18 protein-coding genes are annotated in these 18,914 nt (G+C 74.2%); 7 read left to right on the top strand and 11 right to left on the bottom strand.

What is annotated here, in order from left to right:
* Positions 1–823 precede the first annotated feature (823 nt).
* The gene (locus tag C8D89_RS27900; protein ID WP_165825984.1) at positions 824–1,708 is read left to right on the top strand and encodes a universal stress protein; all 885 of its coding nucleotides are present in this window, start codon (positions 824–826) and stop codon (positions 1,706–1,708) included.
* A gap of 39 nt (positions 1,709–1,747) precedes the next feature.
* On the opposite strand, the gene C8D89_RS27895 is transcribed toward C8D89_RS27900, so the two are convergent.
* The 3 genes from C8D89_RS27895 to C8D89_RS27885 all read right to left on the bottom strand — a co-directional run bounded on the left by C8D89_RS27895 (position 1,748) and on the right by C8D89_RS27885 (position 4,940).
* Positions 1,748–2,818, bottom strand: a complete 1,071-nt coding sequence (locus tag C8D89_RS27895; protein WP_116711403.1) for a homocysteine S-methyltransferase family protein — start codon at positions 2,816–2,818, stop codon at positions 1,748–1,750.
* A gap of 141 nt (positions 2,819–2,959) precedes the next feature.
* Positions 2,960–4,048: a DUF4185 domain-containing protein gene (locus C8D89_RS27890; protein WP_243418443.1), complete on the bottom strand. Its 1,089-nt coding sequence runs from the start codon at positions 4,046–4,048 to the stop codon at positions 2,960–2,962.
* Positions 4,049–4,484: 436 nt separating this feature from the next.
* The gene (locus C8D89_RS27885) at positions 4,485–4,940 is read right to left on the bottom strand and encodes a PH domain-containing protein (protein ID WP_165825983.1); all 456 of its coding nucleotides are present in this window, start codon (positions 4,938–4,940) and stop codon (positions 4,485–4,487) included.
* Positions 4,941–5,168: 228 nt separating this feature from the next.
* Here C8D89_RS27885 and C8D89_RS27880 point away from each other — a divergent pair, with 228 nt between their 5' ends.
* Together C8D89_RS27880 and C8D89_RS27875 are read left to right on the top strand one after the other, a co-directional pair.
* Positions 5,169–6,104 carry an NAD-dependent epimerase/dehydratase family protein gene (locus C8D89_RS27880; RefSeq protein WP_243418442.1) on the top strand — a complete coding sequence of 312 codons (936 nt, stop codon included), beginning with the start codon at positions 5,169–5,171 and terminating at the stop codon, positions 6,102–6,104.
* Positions 6,101–7,033, top strand: a complete 933-nt coding sequence (locus C8D89_RS27875) for an RNA polymerase sigma-70 factor (RefSeq protein WP_116711401.1) — start codon at positions 6,101–6,103, stop codon at positions 7,031–7,033. Before C8D89_RS27880 ends, C8D89_RS27875 begins: the two co-directional genes overlap by 4 nt.
* Before the next feature lie 3 nt (positions 7,034–7,036).
* On the opposite strand, the gene C8D89_RS27870 is transcribed toward C8D89_RS27875, so the two are convergent.
* A complete protein-coding gene (locus C8D89_RS27870) occupies positions 7,037–8,368 on the bottom strand; it encodes a glycosyltransferase (protein WP_116711400.1) in 1,332 nt (443 codons plus the stop codon).
* Between the two features lie 174 nt (positions 8,369–8,542).
* Positions 8,543–9,841, bottom strand: coding sequence for an alpha/beta fold hydrolase (locus C8D89_RS27865; protein WP_116711399.1), 1,299 nt, complete (start codon positions 9,839–9,841; stop codon positions 8,543–8,545).
* A gap of 204 nt (positions 9,842–10,045) precedes the next feature.
* Between C8D89_RS27865 and C8D89_RS27860 the strand changes: the two genes are divergently transcribed.
* Positions 10,046–10,471: an ester cyclase gene (locus C8D89_RS27860; RefSeq protein ID WP_116711398.1), complete on the top strand. Its 426-nt coding sequence runs from the start codon at positions 10,046–10,048 to the stop codon at positions 10,469–10,471.
* Positions 10,472–10,565: 94 nt separating this feature from the next.
* On the opposite strand, the gene C8D89_RS27855 is transcribed toward C8D89_RS27860, so the two are convergent.
* Together C8D89_RS27855 and C8D89_RS27850 are read right to left on the bottom strand one after the other, a co-directional pair.
* Complete coding sequence (locus tag C8D89_RS27855) at positions 10,566–10,877, bottom strand: antibiotic biosynthesis monooxygenase family protein (protein ID WP_116711397.1); 312 nt, start codon at positions 10,875–10,877, stop codon at positions 10,566–10,568.
* Positions 10,878–10,993: 116 nt separating this feature from the next.
* Positions 10,994–12,037, bottom strand: a complete 1,044-nt coding sequence (locus tag C8D89_RS27850) for a M28 family peptidase (RefSeq protein ID WP_116711396.1) — start codon at positions 12,035–12,037, stop codon at positions 10,994–10,996.
* A 160-nt stretch (positions 12,038–12,197) separates the two neighbouring features.
* On the opposite strand from C8D89_RS27850, the gene C8D89_RS27845 reads away from it, so the two are divergent.
* Complete coding sequence (locus C8D89_RS27845) at positions 12,198–13,049, top strand: SDR family oxidoreductase (protein WP_116711395.1); 852 nt, start codon at positions 12,198–12,200, stop codon at positions 13,047–13,049.
* A 190-nt stretch (positions 13,050–13,239) separates the two neighbouring features.
* Positions 13,240–13,695 (top strand): transglycosylase family protein, encoded by a 456-nt coding sequence (locus tag C8D89_RS30915; RefSeq protein WP_116711394.1) that lies wholly within the window; start codon positions 13,240–13,242, stop codon positions 13,693–13,695.
* Positions 13,696–13,980: 285 nt separating this feature from the next.
* On the opposite strand, the gene C8D89_RS27835 is transcribed toward C8D89_RS30915, so the two are convergent.
* The 4 genes from C8D89_RS27835 to C8D89_RS27820 all read right to left on the bottom strand — a co-directional run bounded on the left by C8D89_RS27835 (position 13,981) and on the right by C8D89_RS27820 (position 16,272).
* A complete protein-coding gene (locus C8D89_RS27835; protein WP_116711393.1) occupies positions 13,981–14,397 on the bottom strand; it encodes a hypothetical protein in 417 nt (138 codons plus the stop codon).
* A 28-nt stretch (positions 14,398–14,425) separates the two neighbouring features.
* Positions 14,426–15,121, bottom strand: coding sequence for an ankyrin repeat domain-containing protein (locus C8D89_RS27830; protein WP_133252101.1), 696 nt, complete (start codon positions 15,119–15,121; stop codon positions 14,426–14,428).
* Between the two features lie 70 nt (positions 15,122–15,191).
* On the bottom strand, positions 15,192–15,959 hold the full coding sequence (locus C8D89_RS27825) for a GAF and ANTAR domain-containing protein (protein ID WP_243418441.1): 768 nt from the start codon (positions 15,957–15,959) through the stop codon (positions 15,192–15,194).
* 103 nt (positions 15,960–16,062) lie between these two features.
* On the bottom strand, positions 16,063–16,272 hold the full coding sequence (locus C8D89_RS27820; protein WP_116711391.1) for a CsbD family protein: 210 nt from the start codon (positions 16,270–16,272) through the stop codon (positions 16,063–16,065).
* A gap of 256 nt (positions 16,273–16,528) precedes the next feature.
* Here C8D89_RS27820 and C8D89_RS27815 point away from each other — a divergent pair, with 256 nt between their 5' ends.
* Positions 16,529–18,886 carry a heavy metal translocating P-type ATPase gene (locus C8D89_RS27815; protein ID WP_279323415.1) on the top strand — a complete coding sequence of 786 codons (2,358 nt, stop codon included), beginning with the start codon at positions 16,529–16,531 and terminating at the stop codon, positions 18,884–18,886.
* The last annotated feature ends 28 nt before the right edge of the window (positions 18,887–18,914 follow it).

The following is an 18,914-nucleotide window of genomic DNA, read 5'->3' as shown; positions in this document are numbered from 1 at the left end:
CCCGACGACGGCTGGCACGACACCGACGACGACACCAACCACGACCTCACCGCGATCACCGAGCGCGCCACCCGCGCCCACGCACGCCGGGCCCAGGCACACCGGCCCGCGGCCGCCGTCCAGGCCCCGGCCCCGCTCAGCGACCCCGGCGACCCGCCCTTCTGACCACCAGGCAAAAGCAGCCCGCCACCGACCCTCGACCCCTCGGGCGTCGGTCGAGCAGCCGCCGCACCGGCGCGTCCGCCCCGACCGCGCCCACCCGCCACCCCCGGCGCATCACTCCCGGGCCACGTCCGCTCATGTCTGCCCTGCACTGCCGGCTCGCCGCTCAGGCCCCCACCGCTGGGCGGGAGGTGACCACATGTCGCACGGCAGGACATCGCGAGGCCCCCGATCACCGACGCGATCGAGGAGGCACGACGCGGCCCGCACGGGCCGCGGCGTCGACGCCAGCATCCGTTTCTTCGTCATCGAGAGTGGAGGGCTGACGAGGACCACGTAGCTGCCGCCCGGTGGGGCCACGAAGCCGGCGCCAGCCGACTGGCGACTCGGCTTCGCGACCAGGCGGGAGAACCACGTCCTCTCCGGTCGTTCGCCCGGGCCCGCCGCTTCACGGCGTCGCCGAAGCAGCGGGCGTTCGGGCTCTGGGCGCCTAGCGATCTTCGCGTGGAGCAGGTCGTGGGAGAACAACGGCGTCGATCGTGAGCAGCTTGCAGTGCTCGAACGATGGACGTCCTCGACGCCCCGAACCCTTGCCGGGCCGGTCCGGCCGGGCCACCGTATGTGTGTACGTCGTCATGGGGGATCGGGGAGGCGATGGACCATGATCGACCGCACGGAGCCGGCCACAGGCGTCGTCGCCGGGGTCGGCGGCAACCCGGCGACGTTGCGGGCGGTCAGGTGGGCGGCCCGCGAGGCCGATCGACGCCACGTGAGCCTCGACCTGGTCCAGGTGCTCCCCCCGTCGCATCACGACCACGTCCTCCAGGCGCCGCACGGACGCGCCCGGGCCCTGCTCGAGCAGGGCCGCCACGTGGCCGCGGCATCTGCGCCCGACGTACCCGTCCGCCTCTCCGTGGTCAGCGGCGTCGCCGGCCCGGCCCTCGTGCACGTCGCCGAGCGCGCCGAGCTCCTGGTGCTGGGCTCGCGGACCGCCGCGGGCGATCTGGACCTCACCGTCGGGCGGATCGTCGCGCACGCGATCGGCCACGCGAGGTGCCCCGTCGTGCTGGTCCCGCAGATCTGGGACCCGGACGCGGCACATTCCGGCAACGTGCTGGTCCACGTCGACGGCTCGGACGAGGCCGTCGGCGCCGTGGCCTTCGCCGCCGCCGTGGCCGACCGGTGGAAAGCCCCGCTCGAGGCGGTCGTGGTGGGTGCCCGCCGGAGCTCCGAGACGGAGGAGCAGACCCACCGGCAGCGGCTGACGGACGCTCTGGCCGGAACCACCGACCGGCACCCTCACCTCGAGCGGCACGAGACCGTCCTGTGGGGGAACGCGGCCGAGGCGATCCTGCAGGAGTCCCGCGGGCGAGCCCGGTTGATCGTCCTCTGTTCGCGTGGGCACGGGGCGCTCACCGCCTCGCTCCTGGGCGCGACCACCCAGACGGTGGTCCGGATGGCGAGCTGCCCGACCGCCGTCCTGCCGCCCGAGGTCGCGAAGGCCTGGGCGAGCCGCGAGGCCGGGCGGGTGAAGGAGGGCGCCTGACGCTGTTCGCCTCGCGGTGTCACCCCCGCGCGGCAGCCGCTACAGCACGCTGCGGAACTGCTGGTTCGCCGCCCGCAACCGGGGATCCGCGCCGAGGTAGACGTGCTTGGACATGTCCGGGGAGTACCTGCTGGCCGGCGGGGTGCGACCGAGCGTCTCGGCCATCGCCCGCAGGTGGTGCGGGGCGCCGCCACAGCACAGGCCGAAGTAGCGCACGCCGGCCGCCCGGGCACGGCGGGTGAAGTCGGCGATCTCGTAGCGGTGGCAGGTGAACGGGTCGAGCGCGGTCGGGAACGGGAGCCCCTCGGGCAGCGGGGTCGAGGCCGGGTCGCGGAGCGCGTGGAATGTCGGCTGCTCCGGGTGGGTGCGGTACGGCACCGGCAGCGCGGCGACCGGGACGTCCACCGCTGCGGCGACGGGGCCCAGCAACGGCAGCATCGTGGCCGGTCCGCGCACGCAGTTGAGGCCCACGACGTCGGCGCCGCGCTCGGCCAGCTCGCGGCAGGCCTGCGCCATGGCCGCACCGTCCCGGGTCACCGGCTCGTGCCCCGCCACCAGCAGCATCACCGCGGGCAGGCCCGCCTCCCGGATCACCTCGAGGGCGATACGGGCTTCCCCGAGGTAGCGGAAGGTCTCGCCGATGACGAAGTCGACCCCGGCCTCCGCCGCCCAGCCCACCTGCTCGGTGAACATGCCACGCACGGTCTCGTGGGTCGCGCGATCGGCGGGGTCGTAGACCCCGGTATTGCAGATGTTGCCCGCCAGCAGCGTGCCGGTGCTGTCGGCCACCCCGCGGGCGAGCTCGAGCGCCTGCCGATTGAGGGGCTCGAGGATGTCGTCCTTGCCGATCACGCGCAGCTTCTCGCGGTGCGCGTAGTACGTGAACGCCTCCACGACGTCGGAGCCGGCGTGCACGAACTGCCGGTGCAGCGCGGCGACCTCCTCGGGATGGTCGAGGACCACCTCGGGGACGAACGCCCCGGCCTGCAGGTAGCCCCGCCGCTCGAGCTCGAACAGGTAGCCCTCGCCGCACACGACCGGCCCGGACGCCAAGCGCTCGTGCAGGCCAGGACCGCGGGGGGACTCCGGAACCGGCTGGGGAACGGTCATGACGCCTCGCTTCCGCCTCGGAGATCGCTCCAGGATCGCCCCCGAGCAGAGCGGATGGTCCGTGTCACCGATCCGCAGCGACACTGATCCGAGAAGGCCCGCCTTATGGCGCTCCGGCGGAGCCGGCGCCGATCGACCTGATCACGTCGTGATCAGGTCGGTGTGGAACTGCATGGCTCTGTAGGGGGTGTTGGCGGGGCCGGTGTTCCACTGGCTGATCACGAGATGGACGTCGTCGAGGGTGGAGCCGGGCAGGATGTAGCCGCCGTAGAGCTGGGCGACCCGACCACGGGCGTGGTCCTCCTGGCCCCAGGCGACGCCCTGGGCGACGGTCGTGACGGGCGCGGTGGTCATGTCGGCGGTCGGTGTCGGCAGGAGGCGCACGTCGATGCGGTAGTGGCCGGCGTCGAACACGCTGAGCACCCAGTGGCCGTCGATGCGGCGCAGGCACTGTTCGCCGAACGCCCCGGGCAGGACGACTCCGGGCGGATCACCCCAGGCCCAGCCACCGGACGGCGTCCAGCCCCACGGCTCCCAGGCGTCGGGATCGGTGAGCTCGTCGACGCGTACCCGGGAGAGCATGAGCCCCTTGTCGCGCTGGAACCCCGTGGACACGCAGTACAGGTAGCCGTCGTCGCCGGGGCACCACGTGAGGTTCTGGAACCAGCCGTTCCAGTGATCACCCGGCCACCAGCAGCCGGTCGAGGACCAGCTCCGGCCGTTGTCGCGCGACTCATACAGCTCGGTGAAGTGGACGGTGCCGAGCCCCTCACAGCCCATCACCTGCAGATAGAGCACCCCGCCGAGACGGACCACGTCGCTCGGGAGCTGGGTACTGACGTGGAAGCCGCGGATCCGGGAGTGATGCGGTTGCGGGACGAGCTGGCCGGCGCGGGTGTCCGACCCGTTGGCGCCGGGGGCGGCGCCGGTCCACTGCAGGCCGGCGGTCACGGTGTCCGGGTCGGCGAACAACGCCGTCGGTGCTCGCCACCCGGGACCGCCGGCCCTGAACTGGTCGAAGGTGTCTCCGAACACGAGCAGGAGCCGGCCGTCCGGGGTGAGCGTCGGTACCCCCAGATCGGTACCCCCGATGCCGTAGGACGTGGAGCGCTCGGGCCCGGTCAGATCGATGACCTTGGCGGCCGGGACGAACCGGGGTGCTGGTCCCGTCGACGGAGGCGGTGGTGGCGGAGGTGGTGGCGGAGGTGGCGACGGCTTGGGCGCGGCCACCTGGTCCACCACCGGCTGCCGGCGGCGTACGGCAGCCCCGGCCCATCCGAGGAGACCCATGACGAGCCCCGTCACCGCGTGGGCCGATCGCCTGACGACCGCCCTCACCTGTCTCATCCGCTGCGCTCCTCGCTCGAGGTGACCCTGCGGTGACCGAGGGCGTTCACCGGTGCGCTGACCGAAGTGTTCGATCACGGGGGCCGTACGACAAGTGCGTCGATCTCATTCTCGTCGAGACGGATGACGGTCAACGACACGACCGGGAAGTAGTTCCTGTCGCCGCGGACCGGGAACTCCTCGCGCCCACTACCAAGGAGGAGGCGAGGGGCGCCCCCACATTTCCCCCCGGGCGGGCGCCCCTCGTCCTGTAGACGGTCACGGGCGTCGGAGGTTGCGTCCGGAGCGCACGATGTCCGACGACGATCCCGCAAGCCCTTCAGAGCCCGATCAGGTGCCACATGATCAGGTGGTGCACGTCCTGGGCCTCCTCGGGGGAGTTGCAGCTGACCTCGAACATGCTGCGCCCCACCTTGATCCCCACCACGGTGGCGTCGGTGATCGGCTCGGTGGTCGAGGTGATGTAGGAGCAACTGACGATCTGTCGCAGCGGAACGGACGTGAGGGCCACGCGTCCCTTGCCGTACACCGTGTCCATCATCAGCACGCGGCGATTGGTGATCGCGATCAGGGCCGTGTCGCCTCGTCGGTCGCCGAAGATCCCGTAAATCTGTTCGCCGTCCATGATGTCCTGGCGCATGGCCTGGATGGCGGGTTCGCTGCCGTGGACGAATCCGACGCGGCTCTCGGGTCGGATCGGTCCGGCCAGCTGGCCGGAGACGCCGGTGCGGCCCTGGAGCGACATGGCTCCTCCTGGGTGCTCGGCCCACGACACATCGTCACGAGTCCCTGACGCATTGTGCGCCCGAGTCCGCGTCCGTCTCGATGAGAATGGTGGGACGACCGGGGAAATGGGTTCTCCGGACCAACGCCCTGTGCTCCGTCACGACCATTGATTGAGTCCGACGCCCTGGCTGCCGGGCGTCGCCGGCGTCCTGATGTCACAGGCGACCGGCGCCGTCTCGTCACGAGGACGAAGTGGGTTCTCCCGAGCAGGACGGTGATGACGATGCGGGTGTTCGTGGCAGGCGGCTCTGGTGTCCTGGGGCAGCGGCTGGTGCCGCAGCTCCTGGCCCGTGGCCACCGGGTGACGGCGACGACGACGGTCCGGAGCAAGCTCGGGCTGCTGGAGCAGCTGGGTGCCGACGCCGTGGTCATGGACGGGCTGGATGCGGTGTCGGTGGGTGAGGCCGTGGCGGCGGCCCAGCCGGAGGTGATCGTGCACCAGATGACCGGGCTCTCCACGGCGCACGCCGGTAAGCCCGACCTGAAGCATCCCGACCGCTTCTTCGGCCCGACCATCCGGCTGCGTACCGAGGGCACCGATCACCTGCTGGCGGCGGCCGAGGCGACCGGCGTGCCCCACGTGGTCGCGCAGGGCTTCGCCAGCTTCAACGGCATCCGCGAGGGTGGATGGGTGAAGACCGAGGAGGACCCGCTGGACCCGGGCCCGCCGAGCGCGCGCCGGCTGGCGGAGGCGCTGCGCCACGTCGAGGACATGGTCGTCAAGGCGGACGGCGCGGTCCTGCGCTACGGCGGGTTCTACGGGCCGGGCGCCACCGACGACCAGGTCGAGCTCGTGCGCAAGCGGCAGTTCCCGCTCGTCGGGCGCGGTACCGGGCACTTCTCCTGGGTGCACCTCGACGACGCCGCCAGCGCCACCGTCCTGGCGGTGGAGCAGAAGGCGCAGGGTGTCTTCAACATCGTCGACGATGACCCGGCCCCGGCCAGCGAGTGGCTGCCGTACCTGGCGGCGTGCGCGGGCGCGAAGCCCCCGCTGCGGGTCCCCCGGTGGCTGGCCCGGCTCCTGGCCGGGGAGATGGCGGTGACGATGATGACCGAGGGGCGCGGCTTCTCCAACGCCAAGGCTCGCCGCGAGCTGGGCTGGGAACCGCGCTACCCCTCGTGGCGGCAGGGCTTCGAGGCCGAGCTGACATGACAGGGACCGACACGACCCGAGCCGAGGAGTTCGAGCAGCTCCGTCCGCTGCTGTTCGCCGTCGCCTACCGGATCCTCGGCAGTGTCAGCGAGGCCGAGGACGCGGTCCAGGAGACCTGGCTGCGGTTCGAGGCGTCGCCGACCCGCCCTACGTCGACGAAGGCCTTCCTGTCAGCCGTGGTCACCCGGATCTCGATCGACGTGCTGCGCTCGGCCCGCGTCCGGCGCGAGGAGTACGTCGGGCCGTGGTTCCCCGAGCCGCTGCTGGCCGACCCGTACGAGGACCCCGAGCGGTCGGCCGAGTTGGCCGACTCCGTGTCGATGGCGGCATTGTTGCTGCTCGAGCGCCTGACGCCGCTCGAGCGTGCGGTCTTCGTGCTCCGCGAGGTGTTCGGGTTCGGCTTCGCGGACATCGCGTCGACGGTGGGACGCTCGGAGGCGGCGTGCCGACAGCTCGCGGCGCGGGCGCGCGGCCACATGGAGGCGGGCCGGCCCCGGTTCGAGGCGGACCGCCGGGAGCGCGAGGACCTCGCGTCACGGTTCTTCGACGCCCTCCGGGAAGGGGACGTCGACGGGCTGCGGGAACTGCTCGCCGCCGACGTGCAGATGGTGGGCGACGGCGGCGGGAAGGCCCCGCAGTGGCCCCATGGCGTCGTCGGCGCCGAGAAGGTGGCACGGGTGCTCGCGACGAGCCTGCCCCCGCTCGCCCGGATCGGCGTCGTCGTGGAGCCGCGGTCGGTGAACGGCCAGCAGGGCGCGGTCTTCCGCGACCGGGACGGCCGGCTGATCACCACCTGGACGCTGGACATCCTCGACGGGCAGATCCAGATGATCCGTGCCGTGCTCAACCCGGACAAGCTCGGGCACCTGGGCCCGGTGGCGGATCCCTGGGCCGTCGCCCGGGAGGTGAACCAGGCCCGTCGACGGTGAGGCTCAGGTTCCACGTGCCACGGCGGCGAGGTAGATGTCCTCGGTCTGGCCGGTGAGGACGCCGCTGCCGCGGCACGGTGCGGTGCGTCCTGATTCCACACCGATGCCGTTGCCGACCACCGCGACGTCGGCTCGCGCGCCCGCTGCGGCGAGGGCCTCACAGGCCGCGGTGGAGCGGGTGATCACCGAGCGGTGGGTCCGGATCGCCCACCACCGCAGGCGCAGCAACGGTGCCCGTCGGTGGGCCGGCGGCGGGGCGGGGAGCCACCCCGCCACCGCCACCGCGGGCCGAGGGGTCCAGCGCGGTACGGCCAGGGACCCGAGCGGGGCGAGGAACTCCTCGACGACGAGGTCGGCCTCGACGTGCCGGACGGCGATGACCGCTGCGACGGCGTAGGCCAGGAGCGCCCCGGGCCGGACCCGGTGGCGCGGGCCCGGCCGGGTCCGCCGCAGTCCTCGCCGCCGGTGCTGCTGCGTGCCGTCGCGATCGTGGGGGAGGCGTGGACTCAGCACGAGGATCTCGTGTCCCGCCGCGACGAGGCGACGGTTGATCTCGGCCGAGGACGTTGTGGCCGTGGCCGGGTCCGCGGGGCCGAGGTGCAGGATGCGCAGGGTCGGAGCCCTCGGCGCAGGACGGGCGCGCATCGTCGGCTCGACCTCGATCGTCGCGTGGGCGTCGGCCCCGACCAGGGCCGCGTCGCCGACGGCCGCCGGTGTGGGGCCGGCCGCCACACGGGTGAGGGGGAGCCGCGCCCGCAGGTGGCCGACCAGCAGCGGCAGCCCGAACAGGACGACCCCGACCACGCCGATCGCCGCGAGCCATGCCGGGACCCACGTCCGCGTCAGCGCGAGCAGCGCGACGACGGCACCCGCGCCAACCAGACGCCCGCGGCGGCTGCCCCGACGCGGTGTGCCGTGACCTGACCGGCACCGCCATCGCACGAGCACGCCGAGGAGCCCGGCCCCGGCGACCGCCCCACCGGCCGCCCCGTACACGGGCCCGGCCGACGCGGTCGGCGCGAGCTCGGCGCCGATGGCGATCCCCTCGCCGAGCAGGACGGCGGCACCGAGGAGACCCACGACCGGCGCGACCCGGGCCCGGAGCGAGACGAGCCGCCAGACCCCGGCCGCGGTGAGGCCCACTCCTCCCAGCACCAGGGCCGCACAGGGCGGCACCACGAGGTCGGCCGCGGGGACCGACGGCGCGTCGAGGCCGACGACGGCCGGTGGGACGGTCCCCACCACGGCGACGACCGGCAGCAGCACGCGGACCAGCGGGGCCGGTCCGGCCGGCACCCGCCCGCCGGCCCCCACGGACGGCGGGGCGGTGGTCACCGGGGTACTGGCCTTCCCGTCGGCGCGGTCGTGGCGAGGGTGAGGTCGGGTCTCCGGGCGGCGACGGCGCGTGCCGCCACGGAGACCCGACCTCGACGGGACACGGCGAGGGGGTCCGTGCCCGTCTCCGGTGTATCGCCCCGCACCGCGCAGACGTTATCTGGCCGTTATCAATCAGTGAGGTCCGCGGTACCCGATCGGTGGCGTGGTCGTCTCCGGGGCGATGACGGTGCCGGACGGGGACCGGCCGTCGAGAAAGGCTTCGACGGCCGCGCGGGTCGCCTCCGGGCGTTCGTGGTGGGCGTTGTGCCCGGCGTCGGGGAGGTAGAGGACCTGGGCGTGCACGAGGGCGGCGCGGTAGTCGAGCGCGGAGCGCCACGACAGGTAGTCACAGCCGCCCTTGACGATCAGCGCGGGCGTCGGGAGGCCGGCGACGGCGGGTCGGAGGTCGCTCGGCGGCGCGGCGGTGGCGGACTGGGGGTACTGCAGGGCATAGAACCCGCTGCCGGTGACCGGCGGCGTCCCCGGTGGCGGGTCGTGGCAGAACAGGGCCGGCTGGGCGAGCGTGAGGACGGTGTCGTTGCGGCGGTCGGCCTCCGCGTCGCCGAGGAACGCGTGGGCGGCCGGGGGGTTCGTCTGGAGCAGCAGGTATCCCAGCAGCGCACGAGGGGCGAGCACCCGGCCGTACAGCTCGACCCGGCGGGAGAGCCCGAGACCGGCCGCGGCGCGTGTCGGGCTGGTGTCCGCCGGGTCGAGCGGTGCCGGCGAGATCAGGACGAGCCGGTCGACCCGGTCGCGGTGGGCGGCGGTGTAGGCGGCGGCGACCGCGGCACCGTGGGAGTGCCCGAGCAGGACCATCCGATCGATACCGAGCACGTGCCGTAGGGCTTCGAGGTCGTCGACGTCCGCCTCGCGGCCGTACCCGCGCGGGTCGTCGAGCCGTGTGGAGGTGCCGGCGCCGCGCTGCGCGTAGAGCACGACCTCCCGCCCCGAGGACGTGAGGGGTCCCAGTGCCGCCACGTTGGCGGCCAGCTCGGGGATCCCGGGGCCGCCGTGCAGCACCACGATCGGCGGTCCGGTCACCGGACCCTGCGCCGGCAGCGCGACCACCTGCAGCTGTGCGCCGTCGGGGAGGGTCACGAGGGTGCCGGGCGCTGGCGTCGTGGGGGGCACCGACGGCGGTACGAGCGCGACCGCCAGCAGGACGAGCAGCACCAGGGCCGGAGCCACCACGGACGCGACCCCCCGGCGACGGCCGCGCCGGGCGAGGGCGCGGGCGAGGCCGAGGCCGAGGGCCACCGCGACGAACACCGCGGCGCCCGCGGCCAGGAACCACCCCGGGCGCGGGGTCGACCCGGCCACGGCCAGCGTCGCCGCCGTGCCCGCCAGCAGCGCGACGACCACCACGCCCGCCGACACACCGGCGGTGATCAGCCGGCGGTGACGCGGTGCGTTCTGCTCGCCCCCGGCCATGACGGTGCTCCTCGGCGGTCGTCGCGCCGATGGTGCCCGCTGCGTGCGCGCTGCTCCAGGACGTTTCCGCGCCGGTGCGGGCGCGCTTCCGCGCCGGCCGCAACCAAGCCTCCGCTCGTCCTCCACCGACCGGTGACGCGGCGCTCCGACACTCCCGTTCCCCGGCGTCGGCCGGCGGGGAAGACGGAGGGACGAGGAGACGAGATGAGCGTGCGAGAGCTGATCGAGAAGAACCTGGAGAGCTGGAACGCCAAGGACCAGGCGGGGTGGTCCGCCCTCTTCGCCGACGACGCCACCCTGTCGGGACCCGGCGGGCTGCGCGGGTCGGGACCGGAGATGGTGGCGACCTTCTACCGGCTGTGGCAGGACGCCTTCCCCGACAACCAGTGCCGGGCCGTCCGGATCGTCGACGGGGGCTCCAGCGGCGTCCTCGAAGCGGTGTTCGAGGGCACCCACACCGAGACGCTCCGTGCGCCCAGCGGTGACGTCCAGGCCACCGGACGTCGCGTCAGCGTCCCGTTCGTCAACGTCTGCGAGCTCTCCGGCGACCGGTACACCGACTTCGTCCTCTACTTCGACCAGGTCGAGCTGTTGACCCAGCTCGGGCTCATCGGCGCCCCCGTCGGTTGAGCCCGGAGAGGACAGGGTGGTCCCGCCGCGTCGGTGGTCGTCGACGACACGAGGTCGCTGACGAGCCGACCCCACGCCCGTGCGACGACTCGGCTCATCGGACGGGGCCACCCCGTCGGTCGGGTGAGGCGATGAGGTAGTTGTGGACCTCGGTCACCCGGACCTCGGGAGACGCGATCCCCAGGTGCTCCAGGACCGGTCCGAGTCGCTCCCGGACGAACCTGTCGAACGCCTCGGTGGACTCCCACACGTCGATCCCACGGAACCCGTCCTCGGTCGGCGTCGCGAAGTGGAAGAGGCAGCCGGGCTCGGACGCGCCCCCGGGGCGGAACTCGAGCCGTCGCAGCAGGTCGTCGTACTCGGTGAGCGTGATTCCGTGGAACGTCGTCTCGACCGCGGTCGCCATCCCGGCCCCCCTGTCCACCGGTCGCGGTGTGGGCACTCCCGGGAACATCCTCGTCGTGGCCGAGTGGCCGCGACACCGGCGAAGGGCTGAACGGTGTCGAACTCCCCCCTCGACCCTCACCCGTCCTCGCGATCCGCCCGGGCGGGCACCCCGCCCAGATCGACCGAGAAGGCCCCGATGGCCACGGCGAGGGTGTCCACCATCCGGTCGAACGCCACGCGGTCGACGTTGGCCAGCGTGTCGCACGCCCGGTGGTAGCAGCGGTCGTAGGGCTCGCCGGCCAGGCCCGCCCAGAGCGCGGCCTGTTCCGGGGTCTTGAGGGGCGCGTCGCCGGTGTTCACGCCCCCGGCCGGGATGCCGGCCTCGACGAAGGGGCCGTAGTCGGAGTCGTCGTCGAGCGGGACCTCGCCGGCCACCACACCCAGCGCCCCGAGCTGCGCCCGCAGCCTCTCCTCGATCACCGCCGAACCCGGCGGGGCGGCATCGGTGTCGTCACCGTCGTAGGTGAAGTACCCGGCGTTAGGTGAGGCGAGCATGTCCGAGTTCAGCATCAGGGCGATGTCGCGGCGGGCGTCGTCGGACAGGCCCTCGACGTAGCTCTCGGAACCGAGGAGTCCCTCCTCCTCGGCGCCGAACCAGACGAACCGCACGGCGTTCTGCACCGGCGGTGCGCTGCCGAGTCCCAGCGCGATCTCGAGGTGCGCGGCCGAGCCGCTGCCGTTGTCGTTGATGCCCGGGCCCTCCGCGACGCTGTCCAGATGGGCGCCGGCGAGCACCACCTCGTCGCTACGACCGGTGGACGTCTGGGCGATGACATTGCGCGTGGTGATCGGCGAGCCGTCCTCGGTCTCCACGGTGATGGTCGGCGTCTCGACCCGGAACCCGACCCCGCGCAGGGCCTTGGCGACGTAGTCGACGCTCTGCTCGTACCCCGGCGTGCCCGAGGCGCGGTTGCCGCCGTTGCGGTCGGCGATGGCCTGCAACGCCTCCAGGTGGACGAACGCAGCCCCGCCGCTGGTGGACGCGGCCAGGTCCTCGGCGAGCCGCGGGACGGGCGGCGGGGAGGAGGCCGTGTTCGACCCGGTGCATCCGGTCAGGACGACCGCCGCCACCGTCAGCAGCACGCCGAGCCGGCGTCGGCCTGCGGTCACGACAGCCATGTGCACCCCCGGACGATCACGCGATGCCAACGTCGGAGCTCGCGCTTGTCAAGACCTGCGCTGCGCCCCGGGAGGGCGCCCACGAGGGCGGGGCGCCCGGAAGACACGGCGCATCGCCCGCGTTGCCCCTGCGGAGTGATCAGGGCGAGAGGGGCAGCGGATGGCCGGCGACGCGTGGCCGAAGATCGCCGTGACCGGAGCGACGGGACGTCTCGGGGGACGGGTCGCCCGCCTCCTCGCCGCGCGCGGCGTCGCCCAGCGCCTGGCGGTGCGGAGCCCGCAGCGGGCCCCCGCGCTCGGGGGTGCCGTCGCCGTGCGGTGCGCCTACGACCAGCCCGAGCAGGTCACGGCGGCGCTCGAGGGGGTGGACACCGTGCTCATGGTCTCCGGCTCCGAGACCCCCGATCGCGTCGAGCAGCACAAGACCTTCATCGACGCCACCGCGGCCGCCGGAGTCCGTCGGCTGGTCTACATCTCGTTCTTCGGCGCCTCGCCCGACGCGACGTTCACCCTGGCCCGCGACCACTGGGCCACCGAGGAACACCTCCGCGCGAGCGGGCTGAGGACCGTGGTCCTCCGCGACAACTTCTACCTCGACTTCCTGCCCGAGCTGGTCGAGGCCGACGGCGTCATCCGCGGCCCCGCCGGCCACGGGCGCGTGGCCGCGGTCGCCCAGGACGACATCGCCGAGGCCGCCGCCGCGATCCTCGCCGACCCCGACGGGCACGACGGGGCGACCTACAGCCTCACCGGCCCCGAAGCGATCACCCTCGACGAGGCCGCCCTCATCATCGCCCGCCGCACGGGCCGGTCGGTGACCTTCCACGACCAGACCGTGGACGAGGCCTACGCCTCGCGCGCGGGGCAGGCTCCGGACTGGCAGCTCGACGCGTGGGTCAGCACCTACACGGCCATCGCGAACGGCGAGCTCGACGGGGTCACCGACGACATCCCCCGGCTCACCGGCCACCGCGCCCGCTCCCTCGACGACCTCCTCGCCGCGCAGCGCTGAGCCGCCGGACCAGGTGTCGGCGCCGTCACGGTCGGGAAACCCGATGGACACGTCGCGCCCCGGGACCGATCGTGTCCGTGCCGCCCGCCGGTCCCGCACGGGGCGCCCGCCGAGACACCAGGGACGGGCGGGGGCTGCGCACGGGCATCGCCGTGCCGGCTCGCTCGGACTCCCGCCGACGGGACGAGGCATGTCCTTCCCCGCCCGCAGGGGCGCCGCCCGCGCCGTCGCGCGCGTCGGCGTCGTCGCCGCCCTGGCCGCCGGCGCGTACGGGGCCACCGGCGCCGCACCGCCCCCTCCTCCGCCCCCTCCTCCGCCCGGAGCCGCTCTTCCCGCGCCGCCGCACCCCCCGCCGCCGGGGCAACCACCGCCCGGGCAACCACCGCCCGCCCTCGCGGTCCCGGCCGGGCCCTGGGACAGCCTCGCCCGCTGCGAGACCGGCGGCGACTGGCACGCCGACACCGGGAACGGCTACCACGGCGGGTTGCAGCTCAGCTCGCGCACGTGGGCCGCGCACGGGGGCGGCGAGTTCGCCCCGCAGGCCGACGACGCGAGCCGCGAGCAGCAGATCGTCATCGGTGAGCGGGTCCGGGCCGAGCAGGGCTGGGAGGCGTGGTCGAGCTGCGCCGACGCGGTCGCGCCGTGATCGAGGCGCTCGTCGGGGGAAGGTGCGACGAGGGGTGCACCATCGCGATGGGGCACCCCTCGTCGACCCTCGTCCTGCCTCGTGGTGTCCGGCCTGGGCCCCGCCGCGTCTCGCCGTGCAGTGCGGTGGCCTGGCTCCGGTACCCGAGGGAGGTAGTGGCTGCCCCGCCGGTCCGAGAGCCTGAGGTCGGTGGGCAACCACCGATGACGGTAGGGGGCGCGGCGAGGTCGCGACCGACTCCGTCGAGGAAGTACTTCCCGACCGCGGCGTTGACGTCACCGTGCCTCACACCGGCGGGATCGCCTCCCGGTCCCGTCGACGAACCTCGACGCCACCCCAGAGGGCGAGGCCGGTGACGTGGAGCGGTGGGGTCCCGATCGGTGGGGGTGTCGTCGGCGGGCCCGACAGATCGCCGAAGCCACCCATCACGCCTCGACCGTCGCACCGCACCTCGACGTCCGGGCCGACGATGATCACGACTCCCCCCATGACCGCGACGACGCGGATGGTCGTCCCCCGCGGGTCGAGACGGGCGTGCCGGAGGTCCAGCTCGACGCCACCCATGAACGCCAGCACCGAGTGCTCCGGCCCCGGCGCCCACTGCCCGCGCCGGATGTTGGCCCGGAGGAGGGAGAACGACGACGTCGACGCCTCCGCCCCGGGCCGCGGCCTGCGGTCGTCCGGAGGATCCGCCCCGCTCACGCGTGCACCGCGTCTCGTGGGCCCGCCATCAGACCAGCCCGCGCGTGACGAGCTCGATGCCCTCGCCCGAGATGTGGTGCGCCCGCCCCGATCCCCCGGCCACCCGGCTCCCGCTGCGGACCTCGAGTGTCGGCTCGGTCGTGTCCTCCGCCCAACGGCAGGCGAAGCCGCCGTACATCCCGGACACCGCGATCCACATCGTCGCCTCCGGGTGCTCGAGCAGCGGTCCGAGCTGTGGCGGCCGCAGTCGGCGACCCAGCCGCCACGTCCGGACGTCGACCAGCGCCCACAGGAAGATCTCGAGATCGGTCAGCGTCTCGTCGTCGATCGCCACGGCGAGCTCCGGCCTGAGCCGCTCGACGAGGTCCCGGTGGCCGAGCCGGCGCGCGATCGCCTCGGCGGTCTCCCCGTCGCCGCTGCGCAGCGTGCGCCAGGCACCGCGCGCGACGAGGTCGTCGACGACGTCGGGGTGAGCTCCCTGGCTCGCGGCGTGGTGCAAGGGAGCCATCCCACCGTCGTCGCCGGCACGGAAGGCGTTGGCGCTCAGCGCGGAGGGCAGGTCGTCCTCGGTCCGGTCGAGCAGGGTGGCGACGTGGGCCCAGTGCCCCTCCTCGACCGCGTCGGAGAGCGCGTCGCGGAGGGCCAGCACGTCGGGCTTGAGGTCGGCACGATCGAGGACGGGATCCCACGAGAGCCGCGTCTCGCCCGGGGCAGGTCGGACCATCGCGACACCCTGTCCGACGCCGACCGGTCTGTCAGCCCACCGGTCGGCCTGCTCGGCTCGCCCCACAGGATCAACGCCCGGTGGCGGCCCCCTGCCTCTTCTCCACCTCGGTGACGAGCCACTCCGCCACCTTCGCCAGCTTCATGTTCGTGTTCTGCGAGGATTCGACGAGCATCGAGAACGCCTGCCGGCGGTCGATGCCGAAGCGTTCCATGAGGATGCCCTTGGCCTGGCCGATGACGTCGCGGTTGTCCAACGCGATGTGCAGGCCCTGGACGCGCTGGGCGCCGTGCAGCACCAACGCGGCCTCGGCGGCGAACAGCCGGCCGGCGTCGGCGGTGCTCTCGTCGAACGCGTTCGGCTCGGAGGCGTACAGGTTCAGGGCGCCGGCACTGCCACGCTCGGCGAACAGCTGGAACGACATGAGCGCGCCGATACCGCGCTCGCGGGCCGCCGCCACGTACCGCGGCCACCGGTGGTGCGCCTGCGACATGTCCTCGACGAGGGTGCGCTGCTCCTCCCAGATGGAGTCCAGGCAGGGCCCCTCCCGGAGCCGGTTCTGCAGCTCGTCGAGCTCCTGGACGACGTCGCTGCTCGGCGCGTGGGACTCGACCCGTCCGCTCCGCTCCACCAGCGAGATGCCGGCCTCGTCGACGTGCGGCACCGTCTGCAACGCGCCGCGGATGATCAGCTCGAGCGTGTGCTCGACGCCGTCCTCCTCGCCCCGCTCGAGCAACCCGCGCGCCGCCATCTCCAGCGCCTCGGCGAGGTCGGCGCCGACGCGCCGATCGGTGGGACCGACGTGCTCACGCTCGTTGCGCTCCTGAGTGGACGCCATGCGAGCAGGATTACCCGTACAGGAAGACCAGACACCGTGTGAGGACGGCATGGGGGAGCGGTGCCGGGCCCCCGCGCCCGGCGGGCCCGGCACCGGGCAGCGACTACTGCTTCTTCCGCTGGTCGGCTTCCTTCTTGTCCGCCTCGGCGCGGGCCTTCTGGGCCTCGGCCTCCTTGGCCCGGGCGGTCTCCTCGGCGTCGGCCTTCTTCTGCTGCTCCTGGCCCTCGCGGGCCCACTGGTCCTGGCCCGTGACGGCGCCGACGGCCTCCTTCGCGCGCCCCTTCAGGTCCTCGGCGGCGGTGTCCTCGGCCATGGCTGACCCCTTCCGTGGAGTGATCAAGGTCGGTGGCGGGCCTACCCGGTCGGCCGGTCGGCACACACCGGGGGCTGAGAACCCCTGCTGCTCCGATCGGGCGTGGTCGGTCGCCCACCCGGGGTGTCCCGCGACCGTTCGTCCTGCCCGAGCACGGCGGTCGGCGGACGGTCCGCCGGCGGCTCTCAGCTCCGGGTGCCCGCGCGTGCATGCGCCCTAGCGTCGCGCCGTCGTCGAGGGAGCAGGAGGTGGCGGCGTGGCGACCGACGTCGCGGAGGGTGCGGGACCGGCCGGGCCGGAGACCACCGGTGCGACCGGGACCACCGAGCTGGCCGTCACCGGCATGACGTGCGGCACGTGCGCGGCGCGCATCCAGCGGCGGCTGGGGCGGCTGCCCGGTGTCGAGGCCAGCGTCAACTACGCCACGGGGCGCGCCACGGTGACCCACCCCGCCGACCAGGACCCCGCCGCGCTCGTCGCCGCCGTGACCGCGCTGGGCTTCGGCGCCGCGCCGGTCGAGCCGCTCGTCCCGGCCGGGACGTCCGCGTCGGTGCCGGCGCCGCGGCGCTCGCGGGAGACCACGCCCTCGGCCCCCGCCCCGACGGACGCCGACCCCGAGCTCGGCGAGCTGCGCCACCGCGCGCTGGTGTGCCTCGCCCTGACCCTGCCGGTCATCGCCGTGGCCATGAACCCCGACTGGCAGTTCCGCTACTGGCAGTGGTTCTCGCTCGTGCTCACCGCGCCCGTCGTGGTCTGGGGCGGCTGGCGTTTCCACCGCAACGCCGCGCGCCACCTGCGCCACCTCTCGGCGACGATGGACACGCTGGTCTCGGTGGGGACGCTCGCCGCGTTCGGCTGGTCGCTGTGGACGCTCTTCTTCGGCGGCGCGGGCCTCGGCGGGATGCGCCACGGCCTGTACCTGATCCCCACCCCCGACCAGTTCGACGGCGCGCGCACCGTCTACCTCGAGACCGCGGCGGCGATCACCACCGCGGCGCTGCTCGGGCGGTGGATCGAGCGGCGGGGCCGTCGCCGCGCGCTCGGGGTGTCGGCGGCCCTGCTCGCCCCGCCCGCCACCGAGGCCTGCGTCGTCGTGGGCGACCGTGAGCTGCCGGTCCCGGTCGAGAGCGTGCAGCCCGGGGACCGCATCGCCGTCCACGCCGGCGAGCCCTTCCCCCTCGACGGGCGGGTGGTCGAGGGCCGCACCACCGTCGACGCCGGCTCGATCACCGGCGAGTCGGTGCCGGTGGAGGTGGAGCCCGGGGCCGAGGTGCTCGCGGGGACCCGCAACGAGACCGCCCGCGTCGTCGTCGAGACCACCCGCGCCGCGGGCGACACCCAGTGGGCCCGCATGGCGCGGCGGGTCGAGGAGGCCCAGGCCGGCAAGACCGCGATCCAGCGGCTCGCCGACCGGATCTCGGCGTGGTTCGTGCCCGTCGTCATGCTCGTCGCGGTCAACACGCTGCTCTTCTGGGGCGTCTCGGGCGCCGGCTGGGGCTTCGCGATCGCCGCCGGCATGGCCGTCCTCGTCGTCGCCTGCCCCTGCGCGCTCGGGCTCGCCACGCCGACCGCGCTGGCCGTCGCCACCGGCCGCGGCGCGCAGCTCGGCATCCTGCTGCGCGGCCCCGAGGTGCTGGAGTCCACACGCCGCGTGGACACGATCGTGCTGGACAAGACGGGCACGGTGACCACGGGGCGGATGGCCCTGCGCGGCGTGCACACCACCGGCGGGGTCGCGCGGGGCGAGGTGCTCGCCCGGGCCGGCGCCCTCGAGGCGAGCCTCGAGCACCCGGTCGCCCGGGCGATCGCCGCGGCGGCCCGCGACGAGCTGGCGGGCCCGCTCGCGGAGGCCCGGGACGTCGCGGCCCTCGACGGGCTCGGCGTCGTGGGCACCGTCGACGGCACCCGCGTCCTCGCCGGGCGCCGACGGCTGCTCGACGAGCGCGGCGTGGACGTGCCGGACGACCTGCGCCGCGCCCTCGACGAGGCCGCGGGGCAGGGGGCGACGACGGTGCTGGTCGCGTGGGACGACGCGGACGGGGTGCTGCGGGCGCGCGCGGTGCTGGCGGTGGCCGACACCGTGCGCGAGGGCTCGACCGAGGCCGTCGGGCGGATGCGGGCGCGCGGGCTGCGCCCGGTGCTGCTGACCGGCGACAACGCGGCGGCCGCGCGGGCCGTGGCCGCGGAGGTCGGGATCGACGCCGACGACGTCGTCGCCGAGGTGCTGCCGACGGAGAAGGCCGACGAGGTCCGGCGCCTGCAGGAGCGCGGCGCGGTCGTGGCGATGGTCGGCGACGGCGTCAACGACGCCGCGGCCCTGGCCCAGGCCGACCTGGGCGTGGCGATGGGCACGGGCACGGCGATGGCCATCGAGGCCGGCGACCTCACCCTGGTCCGCGACGACCTGCGCGCCGTGCCCGACGCCCTGGCGCTCGCCCGGCGCGCGCTGGGCACCATCCGCGGCAACCTGTTCTGGGCGTTCGCCTACAACGTCGCCGCGCTGCCGCTGGCCGTGGTCGGGCTGCTCAACCCGATGATCGCGGGCGTGACGATGGCGCTGTCGAGCGTGTTCGTCGTGGGCAACAGCCTGCGGTTGCGCCGGTTCCGTCCCTGAGGGCGTTTCCGCGGGCCCGTGATCGGCA

Source organism: Actinomycetospora cinnamomea (genome assembly GCF_003096675.1).
GTDB classification, from domain to species: Bacteria; Actinomycetota; Actinomycetes; order Mycobacteriales; family Pseudonocardiaceae; genus Actinomycetospora; species Actinomycetospora cinnamomea.
This window is presented reverse-complemented; position numbering and strand designations above follow the sequence as displayed.